The sequence below is a fragment of the Ensifer sp. Root558 genome, assembly GCF_001427045.1.
GTDB lineage: Bacteria > Pseudomonadota > Alphaproteobacteria > Rhizobiales > Rhizobiaceae > Ensifer > Ensifer adhaerens.
In genome coordinates this window covers 470,599-489,695 of the sequence record NZ_LMGC01000001.1, presented here as the reverse complement: position 1 = coordinate 489,695, position 19,097 = coordinate 470,599, and the positions used below count along the sequence as shown (strand labels likewise).

General features: G+C 62.2%; 21 protein-coding genes and 2 tRNA genes. 11 read left to right on the top strand and 12 right to left on the bottom strand.

The genetic code is table 11. The features are described 5' to 3' along the window. The first annotated feature begins 314 nt into the window (after nt 1-314). Entirely contained in the window at nt 315-965 is a 651-nt protein-coding gene (locus tag ASD63_RS02455; RefSeq protein ID WP_082566246.1) for a S24 family peptidase, read from the top strand. A 705-nt stretch (nt 966-1,670) separates the two neighbouring features. On the opposite strand, the gene ASD63_RS02445 is transcribed toward ASD63_RS02455, so the two are convergent. Further along, nucleotides 1,671-1,919 carry a hypothetical protein gene (locus tag ASD63_RS02445; RefSeq protein ID WP_034793442.1) on the bottom strand — a complete coding sequence of 83 codons (249 nt, stop codon included), beginning with the start codon at nt 1,917-1,919 and terminating at the stop codon, nt 1,671-1,673. Nucleotides 1,920-2,160: 241 nt separating this feature from the next. On the opposite strand from ASD63_RS02445, the gene ASD63_RS02440 reads away from it, so the two are divergent. The 3 genes from ASD63_RS02440 (at nt 2,161) to ASD63_RS02430 (ending at nt 3,286) form a co-directional block, all read left to right on the top strand. After that, the gene (locus ASD63_RS02440; protein ID WP_034793413.1) at nt 2,161-2,592 is read left to right on the top strand and encodes a hypothetical protein; all 432 of its coding nucleotides are present in this window, start codon (nt 2,161-2,163) and stop codon (nt 2,590-2,592) included. Next, complete coding sequence (locus ASD63_RS02435) at nt 2,589-2,780, top strand: hypothetical protein (RefSeq protein ID WP_034793412.1); 192 nt, start codon at nt 2,589-2,591, stop codon at nt 2,778-2,780. Before ASD63_RS02440 ends, ASD63_RS02435 begins: the two co-directional genes overlap by 4 nt. A gap of 101 nt (nt 2,781-2,881) precedes the next feature. Continuing rightward, nucleotides 2,882-3,286 (top strand): hypothetical protein, encoded by a 405-nt coding sequence (locus tag ASD63_RS02430; protein WP_034793402.1) that lies wholly within the window; start codon nt 2,882-2,884, stop codon nt 3,284-3,286. A gap of 35 nt (nt 3,287-3,321) precedes the next feature. Here ASD63_RS02430 and ASD63_RS02425 read toward each other — a convergent pair whose 3' ends face one another. Continuing rightward, the gene (locus ASD63_RS02425) at nt 3,322-3,474 is read right to left on the bottom strand and encodes a hypothetical protein (RefSeq protein WP_034793400.1); all 153 of its coding nucleotides are present in this window, start codon (nt 3,472-3,474) and stop codon (nt 3,322-3,324) included. A gap of 547 nt (nt 3,475-4,021) precedes the next feature. Here ASD63_RS02425 and ASD63_RS02420 point away from each other — a divergent pair. Both ASD63_RS02420 and ASD63_RS02415 read left to right on the top strand, forming a co-directional pair. Beyond that, nucleotides 4,022-5,008, top strand: coding sequence for a glycosyltransferase family 2 protein (locus ASD63_RS02420; RefSeq protein ID WP_034793796.1), 987 nt, complete (start codon nt 4,022-4,024; stop codon nt 5,006-5,008). A gap of 224 nt (nt 5,009-5,232) precedes the next feature. Beyond that, complete coding sequence (locus tag ASD63_RS02415; protein ID WP_034793396.1) at nt 5,233-5,475, top strand: hypothetical protein; 243 nt, start codon at nt 5,233-5,235, stop codon at nt 5,473-5,475. A gap of 124 nt (nt 5,476-5,599) precedes the next feature. Here ASD63_RS02415 and ASD63_RS02410 read toward each other — a convergent pair whose 3' ends face one another. Further along, nucleotides 5,600-6,331, bottom strand: coding sequence for a class I SAM-dependent methyltransferase (locus tag ASD63_RS02410; protein ID WP_051659275.1), 732 nt, complete (start codon nt 6,329-6,331; stop codon nt 5,600-5,602). After that, nucleotides 6,328-7,899 carry a GMC family oxidoreductase gene (locus tag ASD63_RS02405; RefSeq protein WP_034793394.1) on the bottom strand — a complete coding sequence of 524 codons (1,572 nt, stop codon included), beginning with the start codon at nt 7,897-7,899 and terminating at the stop codon, nt 6,328-6,330. Before ASD63_RS02405 ends, ASD63_RS02410 begins: the two co-directional genes overlap by 4 nt. A 250-nt stretch (nt 7,900-8,149) precedes the next feature. Between ASD63_RS02405 and ASD63_RS02400 the strand changes: the two genes are divergently transcribed. Next, complete coding sequence (locus ASD63_RS02400) at nt 8,150-8,350, top strand: hypothetical protein (RefSeq protein ID WP_034793392.1); 201 nt, start codon at nt 8,150-8,152, stop codon at nt 8,348-8,350. Between the two features lie 73 nt (nt 8,351-8,423). Here the strand turns inward: ASD63_RS02400 and ASD63_RS02395 are convergent, their stop codons facing one another. Continuing rightward, nucleotides 8,424-8,690 (bottom strand): DUF1127 domain-containing protein, encoded by a 267-nt coding sequence (locus ASD63_RS02395; RefSeq protein WP_034793390.1) that lies wholly within the window; start codon nt 8,688-8,690, stop codon nt 8,424-8,426. 678 nt (nt 8,691-9,368) lie between these two features. Here ASD63_RS02395 and ASD63_RS02390 point away from each other — a divergent pair. Beyond that, a complete protein-coding gene (locus ASD63_RS02390; protein ID WP_244497218.1) occupies nt 9,369-9,734 on the top strand; it encodes a GFA family protein in 366 nt (121 codons plus the stop codon). Between the two features lie 284 nt (nt 9,735-10,018). Here the strand turns inward: ASD63_RS02390 and ASD63_RS02385 are convergent. Beyond that, nucleotides 10,019-10,094: transfer RNA gene (locus tag ASD63_RS02385), tRNA-Lys, on the bottom strand. A 134-nt stretch (nt 10,095-10,228) separates the two neighbouring features. Continuing rightward, nucleotides 10,229-10,798 carry a hypothetical protein gene (locus ASD63_RS35570; protein WP_063979481.1) on the bottom strand — a complete coding sequence of 190 codons (570 nt, stop codon included), beginning with the start codon at nt 10,796-10,798 and terminating at the stop codon, nt 10,229-10,231. A gap of 296 nt (nt 10,799-11,094) precedes the next feature. Between ASD63_RS35570 and ASD63_RS02375 the strand changes: the two genes are divergently transcribed. Next, nucleotides 11,095-11,170, top strand: a tRNA-Lys gene (locus ASD63_RS02375). Between the two features lie 55 nt (nt 11,171-11,225). Here the strand turns inward: ASD63_RS02375 and ASD63_RS02370 are convergent. The 3 genes from ASD63_RS02370 to ASD63_RS02360 all read right to left on the bottom strand — a co-directional run bounded on the left by ASD63_RS02370 (nt 11,226) and on the right by ASD63_RS02360 (nt 14,244). Then, on the bottom strand, nt 11,226-12,143 hold the full coding sequence (locus tag ASD63_RS02370; RefSeq protein ID WP_034793378.1) for a PhzF family phenazine biosynthesis protein: 918 nt from the start codon (nt 12,141-12,143) through the stop codon (nt 11,226-11,228). A 251-nt stretch (nt 12,144-12,394) separates the two neighbouring features. Then, nucleotides 12,395-13,135 (bottom strand): NUDIX hydrolase, encoded by a 741-nt coding sequence (locus ASD63_RS02365; protein WP_034793376.1) that lies wholly within the window; start codon nt 13,133-13,135, stop codon nt 12,395-12,397. Between the two features lie 2 nt (nt 13,136-13,137). After that, entirely contained in the window at nt 13,138-14,244 is a 1,107-nt protein-coding gene (locus tag ASD63_RS02360) for an endonuclease/exonuclease/phosphatase family protein (RefSeq protein WP_034793373.1), read from the bottom strand. Between ASD63_RS02360 and ASD63_RS34795 the strand changes: the two genes are divergently transcribed. Both ASD63_RS34795 and ASD63_RS02355 read left to right on the top strand, forming a co-directional pair. Then, nucleotides 14,216-14,746, top strand: a complete 531-nt coding sequence (locus tag ASD63_RS34795; RefSeq protein ID WP_156552972.1) for a hypothetical protein — start codon at nt 14,216-14,218, stop codon at nt 14,744-14,746. The genes ASD63_RS02360 and ASD63_RS34795 overlap by 29 nt on opposite strands. After that, a complete protein-coding gene (locus tag ASD63_RS02355) occupies nt 14,700-16,157 on the top strand; it encodes a CYTH and CHAD domain-containing protein (protein WP_226020699.1) in 1,458 nt (485 codons plus the stop codon). Before ASD63_RS34795 ends, ASD63_RS02355 begins: the two co-directional genes overlap by 47 nt. A 48-nt stretch (nt 16,158-16,205) precedes the next feature. Here the strand turns inward: ASD63_RS02355 and ASD63_RS02350 are convergent, their stop codons facing one another. Both ASD63_RS02350 and dapA read right to left on the bottom strand, forming a co-directional pair. Further along, on the bottom strand, nt 16,206-17,753 hold the full coding sequence (locus ASD63_RS02350; protein WP_082566244.1) for a DUF1254 domain-containing protein: 1,548 nt from the start codon (nt 17,751-17,753) through the stop codon (nt 16,206-16,208). Nucleotides 17,754-18,129: 376 nt separating this feature from the next. After that, nucleotides 18,130-19,047, bottom strand: a complete 918-nt coding sequence (dapA, locus tag ASD63_RS02345) for a 4-hydroxy-tetrahydrodipicolinate synthase (protein ID WP_034793367.1) — start codon at nt 19,045-19,047, stop codon at nt 18,130-18,132. Nucleotides 19,048-19,097: the final 50 nt, after the last annotated feature.

The window sequence follows — 19,097 nt, the reverse complement described above, 5'->3', positions numbered from 1 at the left end:
GCAACCATGCGCCGGCGCGCCGGCATCGATTGGAAAAGCGAGAGGTCGCCGGGGAGGAAACGACGGCCTCTCGCCTGGACCACCGCACAAGATGCGGCGATCGATGCTGAATGCGCCCCCTGGTCGGCATCGGCTGAGACGGATCGATCATCCGCATCCAGTCCGCTTGCTGGCCCACTGGGCGCCGTGACGGTTGCTGCAGCGGTTTCTGCCGCTCATTTCCGTTGACATCCTATTCATAGTAGGATTTCTTATTGCCATCAAGAGGAAAAATCCTATTGGACGACGGAAACGGAATCTGGGATGCCAGTGCCATGGACGAATTGCGCCACCTCATCCGGGAAGCAGTCGACGCGAAGAAGACGACCTACAAGGATCTGTCGATCGCGATCGGGAAGAACCATGCCTATATCCAGCAGTTCGTGGAGCGGGAGACGCCGCGGGAACTGCGCGAGCGCGACGCCCGCGCGATCGTCGAGCTGATCCAGGGGGCTGCCGCCGCCGGCGAAGCCGCGCCCAGACGCGCGCCGGGTTTTGCGCCGCAGATCGTGCCCGGCGAGCAGCTCGTCGGCCATCGCGACCTGCCGATCTTTGCGGCCGCGCAAGGCGGCGACGGCCATGTGATCGTCACCTTCGATGCGGTCGAATATGTCAAGCGCCCGTCCGTGCTCGAGGGCGTCAAGGGCGCCTACGGTATCTACCTCACCGGCAGCTCGATGATCCCGGCCTATGAGCCGGGCGACATGGCGCTCGTCCACCCGCACCTGCCACCTACCCGCGACAAGGACGTGGTGCTCTACCACGTTCCCCCCGCCAACGATGCCGAGGCAATCATCAAGCGGCTCGTCTCGTTCAACGACCGCGAATGGACGCTGAGGCAATACAACCCCTTCCTGGAGTTCACCGAAAGCCGGGTCGAATGGTCCTTCTGCCACCGTGTCGTCGGCAAATACAGCGCGCGGTAAGCGGGGCGAGCACCACAAACAATCACAGGATTTTAAAGAGATTGAGCGGCAATCCGGTCGGGATCGCCGAGCAGCCGCCGCTTAGGTACGCCGCAATTTTTCAGCCCGCTCGTCGCGCTTTAAGTCTTTGATTTCTCGCCCATCGCCGCCGCAAACAGCACAAATAAGCGAGTTGCCTTAGTCGGAACACCGATCGACCAAGGCCTGAAAAGCAGCGTCAACCGCTGTCCGAGGGCTGGTTGCGACCACCCAGATCGGATCGGCCGCAGCGACGACCCTATCACCGGAACCACCAAGGTCAGCCGCCCGAACCGCCTCGAAAATGGCGCAGGCGCGCTTGCTCCTGCGATTGTACGCAAGCTCGAACATGGCCTCCGGAGGCCCGGCAGGATCGGCAAACACCTGCACGACATAGGCCCGAAATCCGCGCCTGTCGTCGCAAAAATTGATCTGTCGCAGGAGAACGGGGCTCAACTCGGCCTCGTCAACCGGAATGGGCGAAGACCAATATTGACCGGTAGACGGCTCGCCGCTTGCACGACTGTCGACGGACATCATTTCACGCCTCCCAACGTTGCGCGACGACATTACCACGGCGCACCCGGCTCGTAACCAATGAACATTGAGTGGCGCCCAAGCGGTGAGCGCCTTCTCGACCGCTCACGGATGTGACCGTTACGGGCCACCCCTGCCCGGCGACAGCCGTCACGCCGCCATCGCCTCCTCGATCTCCGTGGGCAGGTCGCCGATCGTAAAGAGCACCCTGGCATCCTCGAACTCACCGGTCGCCAGGTCGCCCGAGCGGCTGAAGGCAATCACCCCCACCTTGGTCGCCGCGAGCCTTTCGGCCAGCCGCTGGGCATGCTCGGGTCCGGTCGCCTGCACCGGATCGTCGGCGAGAAATGCGCCGCGGCTCCCCAGTGTGAAGCTCTGAACGACGAAGTAGGTGATCATCCCATGCTCCTTTTCCGCCACCTGGAATGGCGGCCCCACAGTGGCGCAATCACGCGAACAAAACAAGAACAAACAGGGCGTCATCGACAACTTGAACAAGGCAATTCCTGCCGGCAGTGTTTTTCCTATTGACTGGCAGATAGGATTTTTCCTATATCTACATCAGAAACACAGCCGGAGGGGCCGACAGGGAACCCGCGAAGGGTGTTCCAGTGCGCACCTCGAACAGACGAGGTGAACGATGTCGGATGCGATCTCCGTGGACGCCGCAACGGCGATGAGCGCAGCACCCTTTCTAAAGCGCCGAGAAATCATTCTCGCCATGATGACGCTCGGTGCCGGCACCTTCTGCAACGAGACCGACACGACGGGCACCACCTACCGAACCGCAGCCGACTGGCTCGATGTGCATGACGGCGAGCATGTGGAGCGGCTAATCCGCTTCGATCTCGACGCGCTTCACGGCGAAGATGTTACCGAGACCGTCGCCGATGCCTGGCTGAACGGTTTCGAGCAGAGCCCCGAGCAGGAACACAGACTGCCCGCTTTCGTGCGAACGTCGCAGGCATGGGAACGCTGGTGCGCCGATTTCAGCGCGCAGTGCGCGCCTTTCGGCCAAACCGCCCACGGCACCCTCAACCACCGCCAGCAGTTCGGAACCAGCCTGCGATGACCGTCACGCTCGACAGATCCGCCCTCTTTGCAGCCATCGAAGCCTTCTGGGAAACCGAAGGCGGCAACGATCGCGGCATCGAGGCGGCGATTTCGGCTTACCTGCAGCGCCAGGGGCTCACCACCTTCGACGGCATGGCGACGCGCAAACGCGCCACGCTCGCCGCCACCACCGCCCGGCCCGCCTGACCTTCGCCTGCCCGGACGCCCCCACACGCCCAATATTGGCAATCTCCAATCATTTGCGAACATGCTAATAGACAGCAAAGGCATCGCGGAGGAGACAGTCCATGCCAAGGCTTGCGCAACTCTATTTCAAGACCGCAATCATCTTTCTGATCATCGGCCTCTGCATGGGCCTGCACATGGCGATCAGCCAGGACCATGCAGCAACGCCGGCCCATGCCCATACGAACCTGCTCGGCTGGGTGACGATGGCGATCTTCGGCATCTATTACGCGCTCAACCCGGCCAAGGCCGAGCGGCGGCTCGCGCTGATCCAGTATTATGTCTACACGTCAGGCGTCGCGGTGCTCGTGCCCTCGCTCTATCTGATGACGACAGGCAGGCCCGAGATCGAGCCCATCGTTGCCGCCGCGTCGATCGTCGCCTTCCTCGGCGTGCTGCTATTTGCCGTGGTGATCTTCAGCAGCGCTGAAAGTCCCGCGCGCGCCAGCACCGCCCCATCGCGGTAGGTAGGCCGCTGCAGCCCGGGGCACCTCGTATCGCGTCACTTCGATGTCGATTTCAGCACGCGATGGGTCGCATCGTCCAGCGCATGGCCGGTTTCGACACCGTCCTGCCGAAAGCCGCGCGCCGTGTTGGCGCAAGCCGAAAGCACAAGCACCGCCAGGCACAGGAACGTCAGCATCGCCTTTGACATGATCGTCTCCGTCTTTTCCCCAATCGGAAATGAAGCTCCGACCGGCAAAGTCAATCGATAGCCTTGAAAACCGACCCGTGAAGCGACCACAGGGGCGCGCCTGCCCGCCCGTGCGCGGGCCACTTTATTTTGGCAACCGTACCAGAATCAGCGAATCCGGCCTTTCCCGCTCCGGCGGATGCACGTTAGCTTCCGTACCGCGCAGTACGTTCTTTCTGGACTGCGCTTCCCCGCACCCCGAGCCATTTTGGGTGCCTGCTTGCCCCGCCCTCGTGCGGGGCTCTTTCTTTCTAGGGGCCCTGCGATTGAAGGATACCCGCAGAAACTGTAGCAGCCGGGCGCACTCCACGTGTGCGAGCCACTCGACACAGCGATTTTCGCTCCCCATATCCGTGCGATCGTATGGATTGCCACGCCTGTGCTTTTGATTTAGTCCGGGTTCATATTGTTTATGACAAATGTCGGAATGAGCATGACGGATATCGCGTATCCCTTCAAGAATCGATCCGATGCCGAGTCGATCACGGATCGAAGCTTGTTTGATCGCATCGCGACCTGGTACGAGACGACCAAGGTCGAGCGGCGCGAGCGCAGGATGAACCACGCGGTCGATCTGCGCTGCGTCAGCCCCCAAGGGCAGACGTCGCTCTATCCCGATGACCTGCCGCTGATCTTCCTGACCCGCAACGACGCCAAGCTCATGCCGGGCTTCCTCGCCCATTACCGGTCACTCGGGATCACCCGCTTCATCTGCGTCGACGATGCCTCGACCGACGGCACCCGCGAATATCTGCTCTGTCAGCCGGATGTCGACCTGTGGGCATCCTCGGTCCGCTACAAGGATGCGCGGCGCGGACGCGCCTGGAGAGAGTCGCTGTTCGCACTGTATGGTGGCGAACGCTGGTACGTGAACGTCGATTCCGACGAATTCCTGATCTATGACGATTGCGAAAACCGCACGCTCTGGTCGGTCATCCACGCGCTCGAGGGCCTGAAGATCTCGCGCCTCCCGGCACCGATGCTGGACATGTATCCGGTCGATCTCGGGGCCGCCGACATCGACCAGTTGCAGACCAGTGCCCCCTGGGAAGTCGCCGATCATTTCGACAGCCGCGGCTACACGCTGACGACGACGAAGCGGGCGATCACCATCAAGGGCGGCGCTCGCCACCGCGAGTTCGACTCGGACCTGGAAATGATCAAGTACCCGCTGATCTATTGGGACGAAGACTGTCGCTTCGGCCCTAGCATCCACCAGCCGCTCCCCTATCAGCGCAATTTCTCGTCTATTCTTGGCACGCTGCTGCACTTCAAGTTCTTTGCCGACTACCAGAAGGTCATCAACGACGCGGTGGCCGATGGGCAATATTTCGACGGCTCGGCGGCCTACGCCAAGATGACGGATGCACTCTCCAGCACTGGCGCCCTGCAGCTCTTTTCCGAGTCTTCGATGAAGTTCGACGGATCGAAGCAATTGCTGCGGCTCGGCTTCATTACCGCGGTCCCGAAGGCTCCCGACGAAGGCACCCGCTAAGGCGGGTTTGTCGGTTCGCGCTTTCGCTTAGCCGGCTGTCGATGGGGAAAACCACCCGGCTCATGTTTACACTTCAGGGACAGCCGCACACGTCGGGGCGGTCACAGCCGCCCCACGCCACGTTTGGCATGTGTTTTTCAACCGACCCGCGAACCGGCCCGTTGATAATTCGACCAACCGCTCCATTTACAGCTTCAAGGCACTTAACCTGAGGAGAAGCCTTGATGAATCGAAACACCATCATCGGTATCGTGGTTGTGGTCGTGCTCATTGTACTTGCTGTGATGTTCCTGAAACCGGGGGCGAACCAGCAGGCAACCGAGACAGCGCCGACAACGACGACGACACAGCCGGCAACGACCGAGCAGCCAGCAACGACCCAGCAGCCCGCAACGACAGACCAGTCGGCGACGCCGCCAGCAACAACCACGCAGCCGGCCACGACGCAGCCCGCGACGACCCCGTAAACGCCCGCGAGCACCCGGCGCCAAAAACGCAATCACCCACGGGCGTCGCCCGTGGGTGATCCTTCATCGGAATTTTAAAGGCGAAGCGGCGACGGACGTCGCCCAAGCCGCGGGCGGGCCCGCGCTATTTCCTCACCACGGCCTGGATATTGGAAGGCATCATCGAATCGATCTTGTGATCGTCGGTGTATTTCCACGTCGTATCGTACTGCTGGGTAATGAAGACGTCGAAGAACCGGGCCGAGCGCGCCATGAGTTCGATGAACGGGCGCGCCAGCGGAAACACGTCGCACTGCAGCAGAATGCGCTGCATCAGAATGCCGATCGTTTCGAACGGCATGCTCGAGCCACGCAGGTCCTCGATCTCGCTCCAGTCCTTGAACAGCATCTTGAAGGAGAAGGGCGTGAAGTGGAAATAGTTCTCGGGCCCCTCGTGGAAGGAGAACACCGCCGAGGCGGAGATGATCAGCTTGCCGTTCGGCTTCAGGATGCGGCGCATGTCGTCGATCAGCCGCTGCGGATCGGGAACATGTTCGAGCAGGCCGGTGCAGAGCACGATGTCGTAGCTTTCGCTCTCGATGGCATCGAGATGGTAATGCGTGTCGACGACGAGATCGGCCTTCTTGCGATCGGACTTCGAGACCAGGAACGAGTTCGGGAAAAACTCAGTATAGTCAACGTCTTCGGTGTGAACGATGATCGTGCGCTTGTTCGAAGCATTTTCCTGGCATAGCCGGACCAGGTTCTTCGTCGAAAGCTTGCCCCCGAAGTAGTTCTTTCGCGAGAGCTTTTGCCAGCGCGTGCGTTTCGCCCGCTGTTCCTTGCCGCTAAGTTCCGGGGAAGTCATTTCCGTCATGGATTACCCGCCTTTGTTTTGTGGCGCTGGCATATCTTATCGGCGGTAAGCATTGCAAGCGCCATGACTGTCAGTACTGGATTGGCGTAGCCGTAGGAGGTGAAGACCGACGCGCCTGCCGCGTAGAGGTTGTCGACCCCGTGCACCCGGCCATCGCGATCGATGACGGACATGTCGGCCGAGCGGCCCATACGCGTCGTGCCCATGAAATGGGAATGGATGCCGGTGATGTCCCAGGGCTTGCCTGCCGGCGGCAGCGTCGAGATCAGCTTGCCGATATTGTGGCGCAGCAGCAGCCCGGAAAGCTCGTCCAGAAATTCGCGGATCGACGCCTGGTCATCTTCTGTCAGCGACCAGCGCACGACGCCCTTCGGCAGCCCATGGGGATCGCGCGCCTCGCTCAACTCGACCCTGTGCTCGGCATTGGGATGTTGGTCGAAGAAGCCGCGCACCACGAGGATCGAGCCGCCCGGCCCGAGCAACCCCATCTTGCCGATGACGTTGAAGGCGACCTGGCCGACAACCGCCAGAGCCGAGGTCAGGCGACGACGCAAGGTCGATTGCGGGCGATCGCCGCCCTCGCCGGCAGCCACCACGTGCTGCGCATGTTCGAGGAGCTTGAGCCCGATTGATTCAAAGCGCGGCGAAAACTGGACATAATGGTTCAGCTGCTCTCTCTTCTGACCCTTGCGCACGCCGACACCGAAGCGCAGCGAGCTGCTGCCGCTCTTGTGATCGCTGAACAGCGGCCCTGCCGTCTTCACCGTCTTGAACAGGTGAATGCGCCCGACATTCGCCTTCGGATGGGTGGAAAAGAAGCGGCCGATATTGTCGTTTACCAAAAACCCGCCTTGGCGGCTGTTCAGCATGATGCGCGGGTTTTCGAGCCCCCCCGCGCAAAGCACGAATTCCGGGGCGGAAAGCTCCACGGTTCGCCCCTCGCCGATCGCCGCCCGCACCGCACCGACGCGATCGCCGGCGGCGGTCGGGATCACCTGCAGCACGCGGCAATTATAGACGATGGTGAGATCAGGGTTCTTGCCCGCAAGCGCCTTCAGATAATCCTGACCGTTGAAGGCCGGACGGCTCCACTGGAACCGCTTGACCGAGACGGCCGGGTCGGAGACAAAATCCCGCCAAGGCGCCGAGCCGCCGTCATAGGCTGGCACCTGGTCGATGGCGCCGATCGGCTTCAGCTGCAGGAGTTCGATCGCCTGCTGGTAATATCCATCGAGTTCAGCGCGCTCCAGCGGCCAGTCGTTGCCGGACGTCAGGTCGACATCTTCCAGCGGCGCGACACGCCCGGACCAAAGATTGGTCGCGCCGCCGATCTGGAATGAAAGCCCGAACGGCTCCTGGTTGGCGATCTCGAAGAAGGGCGAGCTGTCGGAGTTGACGAGGTTGTCGCCGGTTTCAAGCAACGTGACCTTCAAGCCCTCCGCCAAGAGCCGCGTCGCCATGGCGCAGGCCGCAGCCCCCGACCCAACAATCAGCACATCGGAACCGATCGCCTGCAGGGCCTCGTCGCTGCACGCACGCGCGTCAATAATATTCCTGGTGTCCGTCATCGCTACTGCACTTCCACCCGCGGTTTCAAATGCCGGATGTCCCGACCTCGTCACCGTCATAGCTAATTGAGCAAACCGGGCAAGCGCGCTCGTCGATATAATCAGGGAAAACCGGCCCGGGTAGCAGACGGGAGGCGGCGTTCACACGCCAGAATAGAAGGTTTGTGATCAGGACATGAGTGACGTTTTCGATACCCAGCCTTCGCGCAACCAGTGCTATGAATGAGCCCTTGCCCCCACGGAGCCCCGAATGCGCGTCGTCTTCCTCTCTTCGCTGCTCTTTCTTTCATCCTGCATACCGCACATCCCGGAGGACGTTCTCGACGCCGGCTGGTGCAGGGAGATGGCGGCAGCAAGGGCGAAGGCGACAGGCAAAGGGCGGGAAAACCTTGCCGCGGCGATGATCAAGCATGACTGCGCGGCCAAGCTCGCCGCGCCAGTCCCCCAGTGAGCCGATTGCCCTCTGAGCCGTTGTTCATCGGCCACCGGTTGCTGCGGGAAAAGAGGCCCGCTTGACGCGGGCCTCAGTTGTGTCTCGTCACCGGATAGCCGACCGGCATCTGCCAGAGCGAGATGTCGGCGATCTCCGGCTTCTTCACGCCCTCTCCCGTCTCTGCGCCGATATCGCGCAGCATACGGTCGGAGAGGTGGCTGAGCTGGTTGAGCGTCCGCTGACGCCTCCAGGCAGCAAGCAGGAAAGCGCCGACCGTGCGGCGGAAGCCGAACGTTCGAAAAAGGTCGTCCATGATCGCCGGCAAGGCGCCAGCGGTGGTCAGTTGCAATTCGCGCATGATTTTTCCCGCCGCGCAAAGCGGTCGGGTCCTCTAGATTATGGATGCGCGCGGACACGGAACTACGTTCCGGAAGCCGGTCACATCAAGTCAAAATGGAAGATACGAAAAGGCGGAACTCAGGACGCAATTATGCGCCGAAGTAATACACAGGATTACGGCACACTCGTCGTGACGGGTGAACCATTCCACCAGAGGCGCGCATCTGAACAAAATTGATATTCATCGTATGCCTCCTCTAGTTTGAGCTCCGATTTGGGGAAAATTACACAGGATTACTTTGTCGGCAAGAGGACAATCTGCAGACGCAGGATTGAAGATGCGCCTGTTGCATGACGGCAACACCAGCAATGCGGCGGGCTTTGTGAGCCTTTCGACCACCCCTGGTTCGGGCGTGACCGTCATCAACGGAAACGATCCCAATTGCACCGTCAATTGAACGGAGCCTGCTGATCTCGAAAACATAGGGGCGGCCGACGCCGAACGGTGCCGGCGGCACAACCGGCCGAGGGTCGGTCGCGCCGGCCGCGACGCCTTGTGGCCCGCACTTGAGGATCGGTGATCCAGCCCTTATGGAACAGACATCAATTCGGCTCAGACCAGACGGATGTTTCCATGAATTTCGACGTTCAGGACCTCAACGGCGCCTGCCACTAAACGGTTCGCTTCAATGTTCGGCTGAAGAATGGCCTCCATACGGCCCGCCGCTGCACCTGCTCATACTGCCAGCTGAAGGGCGCGGTTGCCGTCTCGGCGGCCAAAGACGGCGTGACTGTGCTTTCGGGCGGCGAGGCGCTGACCAAGTATCAGTTCAACACAAATGCAGCAGAACACTTCTTTTGCTCGAAATGCGGCATCTACACCTTTCACAAGCCGCGCTCCAACCCCGATTTCTACGGCGTCAACGCAGCCTGTCTGGAGGGCGTGAGCCCCTTTGATTTTGAAGATTTGCCGGTCAACGACGGCATCAATCATCCGATGGACACCAAGGGCTCAACCGGCCCCCGGCTCGCCGGAACCCTGCGATATTTTCCGGCCAAGTGATTCACGAGCCCTGCAAGACACGGCGCGACGGCGGCCCGGCCGTCGCGCGTGCTTGGCGACTGATCGCCGGAAGACCGATCATGCTGGCCCAGCCCTGTCTTTGCGATCCTCATCCGCCGCCCGTCCCACGGGTCAGCGGAATGCGCGCCACCCACTGGGGTCGCAACATCGAAACGGTAGATTTTGCAACGGAAACGGGCCGTGACTTCTGCCCAGAAGCCCGGACACATGCGATCGACGTAAATATAGGAATTGTAATCTAATCAGCGCTTTAGGAGAAGTTTTGGTGGGTGATCACGGGCTCGAACCGTGGACCCGCTGATTAAGAGTCAGCTGCTCTACCAACTGAGCTAATCACCCATCCGTGGCGTCGCTTTAGCGCACGACCTCATCACACTCAAGAGGGTATTTGCATCTCGCAATGATAAACTCACAGCCGTTTCCGCCGGAGCGGTCAGAAACGGCTAGATTCTTGCCTTCAATCATCCCCGTCGTCAGCGCACGTCGATGAAGTTGCCCCTGAGGTCGAAGCGGCAGTTGAAGAAGGTGACGCCGCGGCCGCCATCGTAGTTGCCCTGCACCCAATAGTAGCGGCCGCTTCGGAAGGCCATATTGACGGTGATCCGGTTGGGACGCACGCCGAAGGCGGCAGACGCTTCGCCCTGGCAGAAGCGCGGCATCATTCTTGCGTCGACACGATCCGGCTGCTGCGTGTCGTCGTATTGCGGCGGGCGTTCCGGGCGTGGCCGTGTGTTGCCGCCGGCAGACGTGACACGGCAGACGCCGTTGCCGGCGCCCCGGCGCGTATAGCTGATTGAAGGCGAACCATCGCGGTTGACGCTGATCGAGATCGTGGTTCGTCCCTGGCTCGCCTCGTAATAATCGCTGCTGAACCGCTTCAGACGGGCCTGGCTGCCATTGATGAAGACGGGACCGCCCTGATCGGCGTGGACCTCGATACGGCCGGGGCAGGTGGCGTTGAAGAACGGCACTTCGGCCTTCGCCTCGGTGGCGAAGCCGGCAAGGATACCGACGAGCATTCCTGTGGCGATCGTGCTGCGCATGGGGATACCTCTCCAATCATCGCTCGTTTCGTGTGCCCGCTTCACTGCAGTATGCCGAGCATGCGCCTCGCGTCAAACGGGTCTTTCGTCGCGTTTCCCCTGTGGCCTGTACCCGAAGGGAGGCGCGAGGGGTGGCCGGAACGCGCCCGGTTGATAGCGGGCGAGTTCTCCACAGGGGGTGCTCTAGCCCCACGAGATTTTTCAAAAGATTTTCACAAAGGCGCTGGACAACCAAACCGAACGCCTTTATACGCCCCCTCACGACAGCAGCGGGACACACCGCAGCGGTCGCGGATGGGTGATTAGCTCAGTTGGTAGAGCAGCTGACTCTTAATCAGCGGGTCCACGGTTCGAGCCCGTGATCACCCACCAAAACTTCTCTTAAGACGCTGATTAAGCTGAATTTCCCAAGTCTTATGCCGACGCCTCAGACGTAGAGTTCGCCGGCCGCAATCTTCACCGCATGGCCGCCGATGCGGGCGTTGCTGATTTCGCCGCCCGAGATGTCGAGATGCAGATGGATGAAGGACGGCCGTCCCATTTCCACGCCCTGCTCGACCAGCACCGGATGATGGCCGTCGACGAACTGGTCGAAATAGTGGATCGCGCCGGAAAGGGCGGCAACGGCCGAGCCGGTTGCCGGATCCTCCAGATTGCCGGCACCAGGGCCGAACTTGCGGGCGTGAAAGCGCGCCGTGTGGTTCACGCCGCCGCGACAATAGACGTAAGCCGCGGCCAGCCGTCCCTCGGCCATCGGCGTCAGTTGCTCCCAGCGCAGCGAATCGAACTCGATCGACGAAGCCGCCGCCACATCATGCACCGGCACCATGACGAAGGGTGCGCCCGCGCTCCAGAACGACGGCACGTGATTCTCGAAACCGATCTGCGAGAGTTTCAGGCTTAGCGCATCGGCGATCGCCTGCCGGTCGAAGCGTGCGTCGAGCCTGACCGATTTTCGCGGCAGGTCGAATTCGGCAAAGCTCGCCTGCCCGGGCTTGAGCCGCACGGCGCAGCGCACCGGCCCAACCTTCTCCTCCAGCACCTGCACGAGGTCGAAGCCTTCCTCGGTCGCGCCACGCTGGGCCTCGGCGATCGCAATTGCCGCACCGACGGTCGGATGGCCGGCAAAGGGCAGTTCCTGGGCAGGCGTGAAGATCCGGAGCTTCGCCGTGTGCGCCGCACCGCCGGGCCTGCGGATAAACACCGTCTCCGACAGGTTGAATTCCTGCGCGATCGCCTGCATCGCTTCATCGTCGAGCCAGTCGGCACCGAAGACCACGGCCAGCGGATTGCCTTCCAGTCGCCTGTCGGTGAAGACGTCGTAGATCGCGTAGCTGAGCGCCATTCATGTCCCCTTGCGAATATGCGCGAACTTTGCAGCGTCGGGACGCGGGCGGCAAGGCTTAAAAGCGCCGGTACACAGCTCGGCGCGGATCACGTTTTCTTTAGCTCCGGCTCCGGCAGCACGCTTCGCCGCTCACGCGGCCAAAAACCCTCCCAGCCGTAACCGGCGCGCATCCGCCGCCGCGCGGCCGCGTGGCGACCCCCGCTAAAACGCACAAATACAAGGAGATGCGACGTCCCGTTGATTCGAAATCAGAGCGGTTTCTCGCGCCGAAACAGCCAGTCGAGGATCGGCGGTATGAAGGGTGGATAGTTGTGCGCCACGGGATCCGGGCCGAAAACCGCGATCGCCTCGTCAATCTCCGGCTCCGGGTCCGCGGCAATGTGCTCCGCCACGCGCGCAACCAGCGCTGCCGCCTTCTCCGGATAGCGATAGACGCGGATGAGCGTCACGGCGCGGCCCATATGCAGCAGGTGATAGCCGGGCTCCACCGTCGCGAGCGAAAGGTCTATGCCGGTTTCTTCCATCGCCTCGCGGCGGATATTGCCGTCGATGTCGCAGCCGCCATCGACGATATCCTCGGGCTCGAGCGAACCGGAGGGGCTGTAGACCCGGCCCGGATTGGCCGTGTGCCCGCCCATGCGCACGAGGATCAGCGCACCGTCGGAAGAAAGGATCGCCGGCATGGCAAAGAGATGAAAGGCACTCTTTGCTCGCGTCTTCCGCCACCAGAGAAAGGTCGAATAGGGCACCACATGCCCCTCGCCCCGCAGCCGGCCGTCCGCGATGCGAAGCGCCCTGAGCAACACCATCCGCCCGTCGAAGAGGTGCGGGTTGGCGGTAATCTCCCGTTGCCAGTTTTCCTGCGCGCGCTCCACCTGCTCCTGATGAAACGGATGCGCCGCGCCGGTGACGCGGACATCCACCGCATCGATCGGGATGATGACGCCTTCATCCGGCCAGGCGTCCGTGTTGCTTTCAAGCGCGCTCATGCTCACACATCCAGGGTGATGGCCACGGGGCAATGGTCGGACGCCTTCGGCCGGTCCCAGCCGGTGCGCGGATAGCGCTCCACCTCCAGATCAGGCGGAAAGATCGTGCGGAACGGCTGGCCGCCGCGAATGACCTCGGGCACCTGGTGCGCGTTGCGCTTGGCAAGCGCCGGCGAAAGCCAGATATAGTCGAGCTGGCAGAGATGCCGCTCCTGCGGCCCGCGGCTGTGGAACAGCGTCCAGCGATCCATCACCGGACGGCGCAGCATCGGGTTCTCGACAAAGCCGTCGCGGGTGAAGACGTCAAGCGAACTCGTCTCCTCCTCATGCGGCACGAACTGGTAGCCGGTGCGCCGGTCGCCGAGGATGTTCACCTTCTCCTGGTAATCGTTCATGTCGCCGCAGATCGCGAACATCTTGTCGGCCGTCTTCCCGCGGCCGAAGCGGCTTTCGATGATGTGGCGCACGGCCGAGGCTTCGGCCACGCGCAGCGGCATCGTCGCCTGCCGGCCGTCGAGCCCTTCGCGCGCCGGCCCCATCGACTTGAAATGCACCACGTAGAGCGTCAGCGGCCGCCCGCCGATCCTTAAGTCCAGCTCCAGGCAGTCGCGCTTGAAGATCCGGTCGGCCGGCCGGTTGGTAAGCGCTATTCTGTCGTTGAAGAGGTCGAGGTCCTCATAGGTCAGCCCCGCATGGCTCTTCACGTCGAGGCATTCGATCGGCTGGCCGTCGCGCGTCTCCTCGCGCATCAGCACGGCGACGTCGATCCCGCGCGAATCATTGCCCTCTATCAGGTACTTCTGGCGATAGCCGTTGCCGACCATGCGAAAAAGGTAGTTGTATTCGAAGGCCTGCAGCGAGGCCATGTTGTCGGCTTCCTGCAGGCAGAGGATATCGGCATCGCAATCGGCGATCGCCAGCGCCGACATCTGCCGCGTATCGTCCGTATGCGCAATCGTGCGCGCCTCCTCCAGCCGCTGGTACTCGGCTTCCGTCTTCACGTCGAAGAGCCGGAGCACGCGGTCCTGTTTCAGCTGGTTGCGAAAGCCGGAAAAATCGAAGCGGCTCAAAAGGTTTTCGATGTTGAAGGTGGCAAGGCGAAGCGACATTTATCAATTCCGTGGCATGAAATGCGGGGAGCTTAAGCAATTCCAGGAAAAGTGTGAAACGGTTTTCCGTTCGGAATTGCGTCATCTCAAAAAGCAATTCCAGGAAAAGTGTGAAACGGTTTTCCGTCCGGAATCGCGCCATCTCAAAAAGCAATTCCAGGAAAAGTGCGAAGCGGTTTTCCGTCCGGAATCGCGCCATCTCAAAAAGCAATTCCAGGAAAAGTGTGAAACGGTTTTCCGTTCGGAATTGCGCCATCTCAAAAAGCAATTCCAGGAAAAGTGCGAAGCGCTTGTCCGTCCGGAATCCATTGAAAACCCGTACACCCCGGCGGCCTTCAGCTTCGAGCGCGACCTATCGCGTGGGACCGCCGCCGCAAATATGATCCATGTCATCCAGAACACGAACCAATGTGCTCATATGGCATTATCGCGTTGTCTCTTGCACTTGTTGGAGGATGGGGTTGAACACGGAAATCGAAATCAAGCTCGAGCTTCTCCCTGAAGATCTCGATCGCTTCGCCGCATCCGGGCTTCTGGGTGAGCCGGCGCGCGTCGAAAGCCAGCGGTCGGTCTATTTCGATACGCGCGCCCGCGACCTGTTCCAGTCGGGTTTCACGCTGCGCATCCGCACGGTCGGTTCTGCCCGCACCCAGACGATCAAGGCGACGGGAGCGAGCGCCTCGGTTTTCGCCCGGCCGGAATGGGAGCAGCCGCTGGACAGCGACGAGCCGGTGGTCGACCACACCACGCCGCTTGCCGCCCAGTTCGACCTCGAGCCAGGCGATCTGCAGGCGCATTTTGCCGTCGATGTCGAGCGCACCACCTGGAAAGTGAAACAGGATGGCGCCGACGTCGAGGTCGTGCTCGACCGCGGCCTGATCACCGCGGGCACCCGCCAGACCGCGATCGGCGAGATCGAACTTGAGCTCAAGGACGGCGCGCCCGAGGCGCTCTTCACGCTCGCCCGCCGTATCGAGGCGATCGTTCCCATCCGCTTCGGCGTCATGTCCAAGGCGGAGCGCGGCTTCCGTCTCATCGATGCCGAGCAGATGGTCTTCAAGGCCGAGCCGGTCGAACTCGACCGCGAGATGCGGGTGGCAAAGAGCTTCCGCACGGTCGCCCTTGCCTGTCTTCGCCACCACCGCCTGAACGAAGACGTGCTGCGCGTGCGCCAGAACCCGGAGGCCCTGCACCAGGCTCGCGTTGCCCTTCGGCGCCTGCGATCGGCCTTCTCGCTCTACAGGGATTTGCTTCAGGACGACGAAAGTACGCGCCTGAAAGGCGAGCTGAAGTGGCTGGCGGGCGTCTTCGGCAAGGCCCGCGACGTCGACGTTCTCCTGGCCCGCGCATCCCAGCCGGAACTTGTCGAGTGGCTGAAGACGGCCCGCGCCGCCCGCTATCGGGAGGTGTTCGCGGCGCTCGATGACGGTCGCGGCCGCGCCCTCATGCTCGATCTCCACCAGTGGCTGCACTGCGGCGCCTATCTTTCATCGCCGCCCGCCGAACTTCACGATCGGCCCGTGACCGATTTTGCCGAGGCCGTGCTCGACCGCGAGCGCCGGAAGCTGAAGAAGCACGGCCGCGCGCTCGCCAAGATCAACGACGAGGAGCGGCACGAGGCCCGCAAGGACGCCAAGAAGCTGCGCTATGCCGCCGAATTCTTTGCGACACTGTTCGACGACAAGCGTGGCGCCAGGCGCCACAAGCGCTTCACGGCCGCAATGGCCGCACTGCAGGATGAACTCGGCACGCTCAACGATCTGGTTTCGGCGCCGAATGTGCTCGGCGAGATCGGCCTCGAAGATCACCCGGACGCCGGAACGCTCGTCGTTCAGGCCAACAAGGACAAGCTCATCGACCGCGCGCAGGCTGCGCTCGACGACGTGATCGACGTCAAGCGCTTCTGGCGTTGAGCAAGCCGGGCAAACCGACGTCGGTTTATCCCGGCACCTTGGCCCCCCTCATGCCGCAACCGTGATCTTCGGCGGCTGCCAGGTGCCGTCGAGGATCGCGTCCTTGCCCCAATAGGCGCGAATGTAGAGCGAGAAGATTCCGTGCGGCGCCGGCAGCCAGTTGCTGTCCTTTTCCCCGCCGGGGCGCTCGGCGCTCACGTAGAGCGTCAGCGAGCCGTCCGCATTGCGCTTCAGCCTGTCGCTCTTGGTGCCCAGCGAATAGCGCTTGAAGTCGTTGGTGTGGAAGAGGTGCTTGTCGTCATAAAGGGTCAGCGACCAGAAGCCGTTGACCGGCGGTTCCTGGCCGGGCGCAAAGGTGATCTCGTAGAGTTTCACGCCGGTCAGCTGGTCGCCGGCGCCGTCGAAGTCGGTATAGAAATACTGCGTCTCGCTCGGCCGGTTGTTGAACATGTTCGACTTGGCGGTGCCGGTCCGGTTGAAGTAGTCGATCCCCCATTGCGCATTGTTGACCGAGCGGTTCCAGCCATTGCCGGCCGGCAGCCCGTTGCGCTGCCATTCCAAGAAGGGGTGGATGACCTTGTTCTCGGTCTCGATCGCGGTGTCGACGAGCATGCCCCGAAGCTCGGGATCCCGCTCGGCCGCGTCGAGCAACAGGCGGAACTGGGCAAAAAGCGCCTCCTCCCCCGGCAGCGGATCGACCGCGGCGATGGCGTCGCCGAACTGGTCGAAGAACGTCTCCGGCGTCACCCATTTGGTTTCGGCGTCGGTCGCGCCGCCGTTTAAGGGCGGAGCCGGAATGTCGGTCAGCTTTGCCCATTCGATCGTCTTCGCCTCGCCGGTAAACTCTTTCAGCGGATAGAAAACCACCTGGTTGATCAGCGGCTGGACCGCCTGGTTGTCGTCGCTCACGTCGGTCTGGAAGATGCGGGGAATGGCGCTCGCAAGCGATGTCGGGGAGCGGATGATGTCGGTGATGCCGGCGGGCTTCAGCCCGTCCCAGTCGGGGCCGACAAGAAGATAGAAGCCGGGCCGCGTGCCATAGGGCTTGCCGAGCTGGCCGAACTGATCGGTGCGGGCATCGTAGAGCGAATAGAGCCAGAAGCGGTCGCCGAAGTCGGGCACCTGCGCGACGACGGGCTCATCGTCGAGCTCGAAGAAACCGAGGCCATAGACGACGTCCTGGTTGGGGCATGTGACGAAGGTTTCCGACGGCTCGATATAGTCGTGCAGCATGCCCACCTGGCCGCGCGGGGCCACCGGCGAAAGGCCACCGAGCAGACCCGCATAAGGCGCCTGGGTGACCTTGGCCCTGCGGTTCAGCATGTTGACGATCGGCCAGCCCCAGATATAGGCCATCTGCCCGATCGTACGGGCATAGCCTGGATGCATGGCAACGCCGGTCACCGGCAGCGTCGGCGCTCCCGGCCCGAGCGCTTGCTGCGCCTCGGCGGGCGTGGCCGAGGTAACGACCGAGGCGGCGGTCAAAGCCGCCGGAACGGCCGCGCCGGCACCGATCGCGGCAAGCGAGGCTGCTCCGATCCCGCCTTTCATCATGTCGCGTCGAGTGATTTCAAGATTGCTGCCGGATGTTTTCATCATCGTCTCCAGGCGTCCTGATCAATCAGCTTTCGAAAGGCACCCGCACAGGCGCCCCGTTTTTGGCACACCGTCCATCTCGCCCGGCTTCGTCCTCGCGCCGGAAAACCGGCCTTTCGCCCTCACCCGTGACGGTTCAGGACACGGATCGCTCGCAAGAATGGTTCTCTGTTTTTTTTCCTCAACTGCGGCATTTCAATGCCCAGCAGCACGGATCCGCACAGGGCCATCGGACACCGCGCGTGAGGACCGCTATCCTGCCGAAACAAGCCGTTCGGCGAAAGTACGTAACTGTTAAAATACGATGCAAACGATCACGTAAAGCAGGGCGATCTTCCTTTCACCGATCGCCCCGCCTTGAGGAACCGTCGCAGGCTCAGCGGCGGCCGTCCTGCGCCGCCATCGCCCTTTCGATCCTCAGCGCCAGGTCATCACTCACCGGCACCATCGGTAGGCGCATCTCCGGGCTGTCGATCAGCCCCGCGCGCCACAGCCAGTGCTTGATCGGTCCGGGGCTCGGCTCGGCAAAGAGCAGCCGCGGCAGGTCGGCAAGGCGCTGCCAGGCGGAAAGCGCCCCCGCCTGGTCGCCGGCAAGCAGCCTGTTGCGAACATCGGCGAAGGCTGCCGTCTGCACATGGGCGGACGCCGTGATCCCGCCTTCGGCCCCTTGCGTCAGCGCCGTGTAGAACAACGGGTCCTCGCCGGTCAGTACGGCGAAATCGCGCGGCTTGTGGCGCAGCAGATCGAAGGATTGCGTCGCATCCGCCGAACAATCCTTGACGCCGACGATGTTTCTCCGTTCCGCCAGTTGCAGCATCGTCTCGTTGCCGAGGTTGACGCCCGTCCGGTAGGGAATGTTGTAGATCAGGATCGGCCGGTCCGTGGCATCAGCAAGGGCCGAGAAATGCGCAAACAGCCCCCGCTGCGACGGCCGCGTGTAATAGGGGCAGGCAATCAGATAGCCATCGACGCCCCAAGCGGCCATCCGCTCCAGCGCCTTCACCGACTTCCGCGTATCGCTGCCGGAAAGCCCGAAATAGACCGGAATGCGCCGGCCGGATCCAGCCAGGGCCTGATTGGTGATCGCAACCACCCGCTCGCACTCCGCCTCGTCGAGCGCCATGCCCTCGCCCGTGGTCGCGCCGAGAATGAAGCCATCGATCGGCTCGGCCGCATAGTGGACGACCAGCCGGCGGAGTGAGCGCTCGTCCAGTTCACCATGGCGAAAGGGCGTGATCAGCGGCAGCCAGAGGCCGCCAAGGCCCGGCGATTGCGTTGAAGCTGTGCTTTCCATGAAATTCCATCTCCTTGAAAAAACCGGAGACGGAGAGCGCAAGCGAAAAC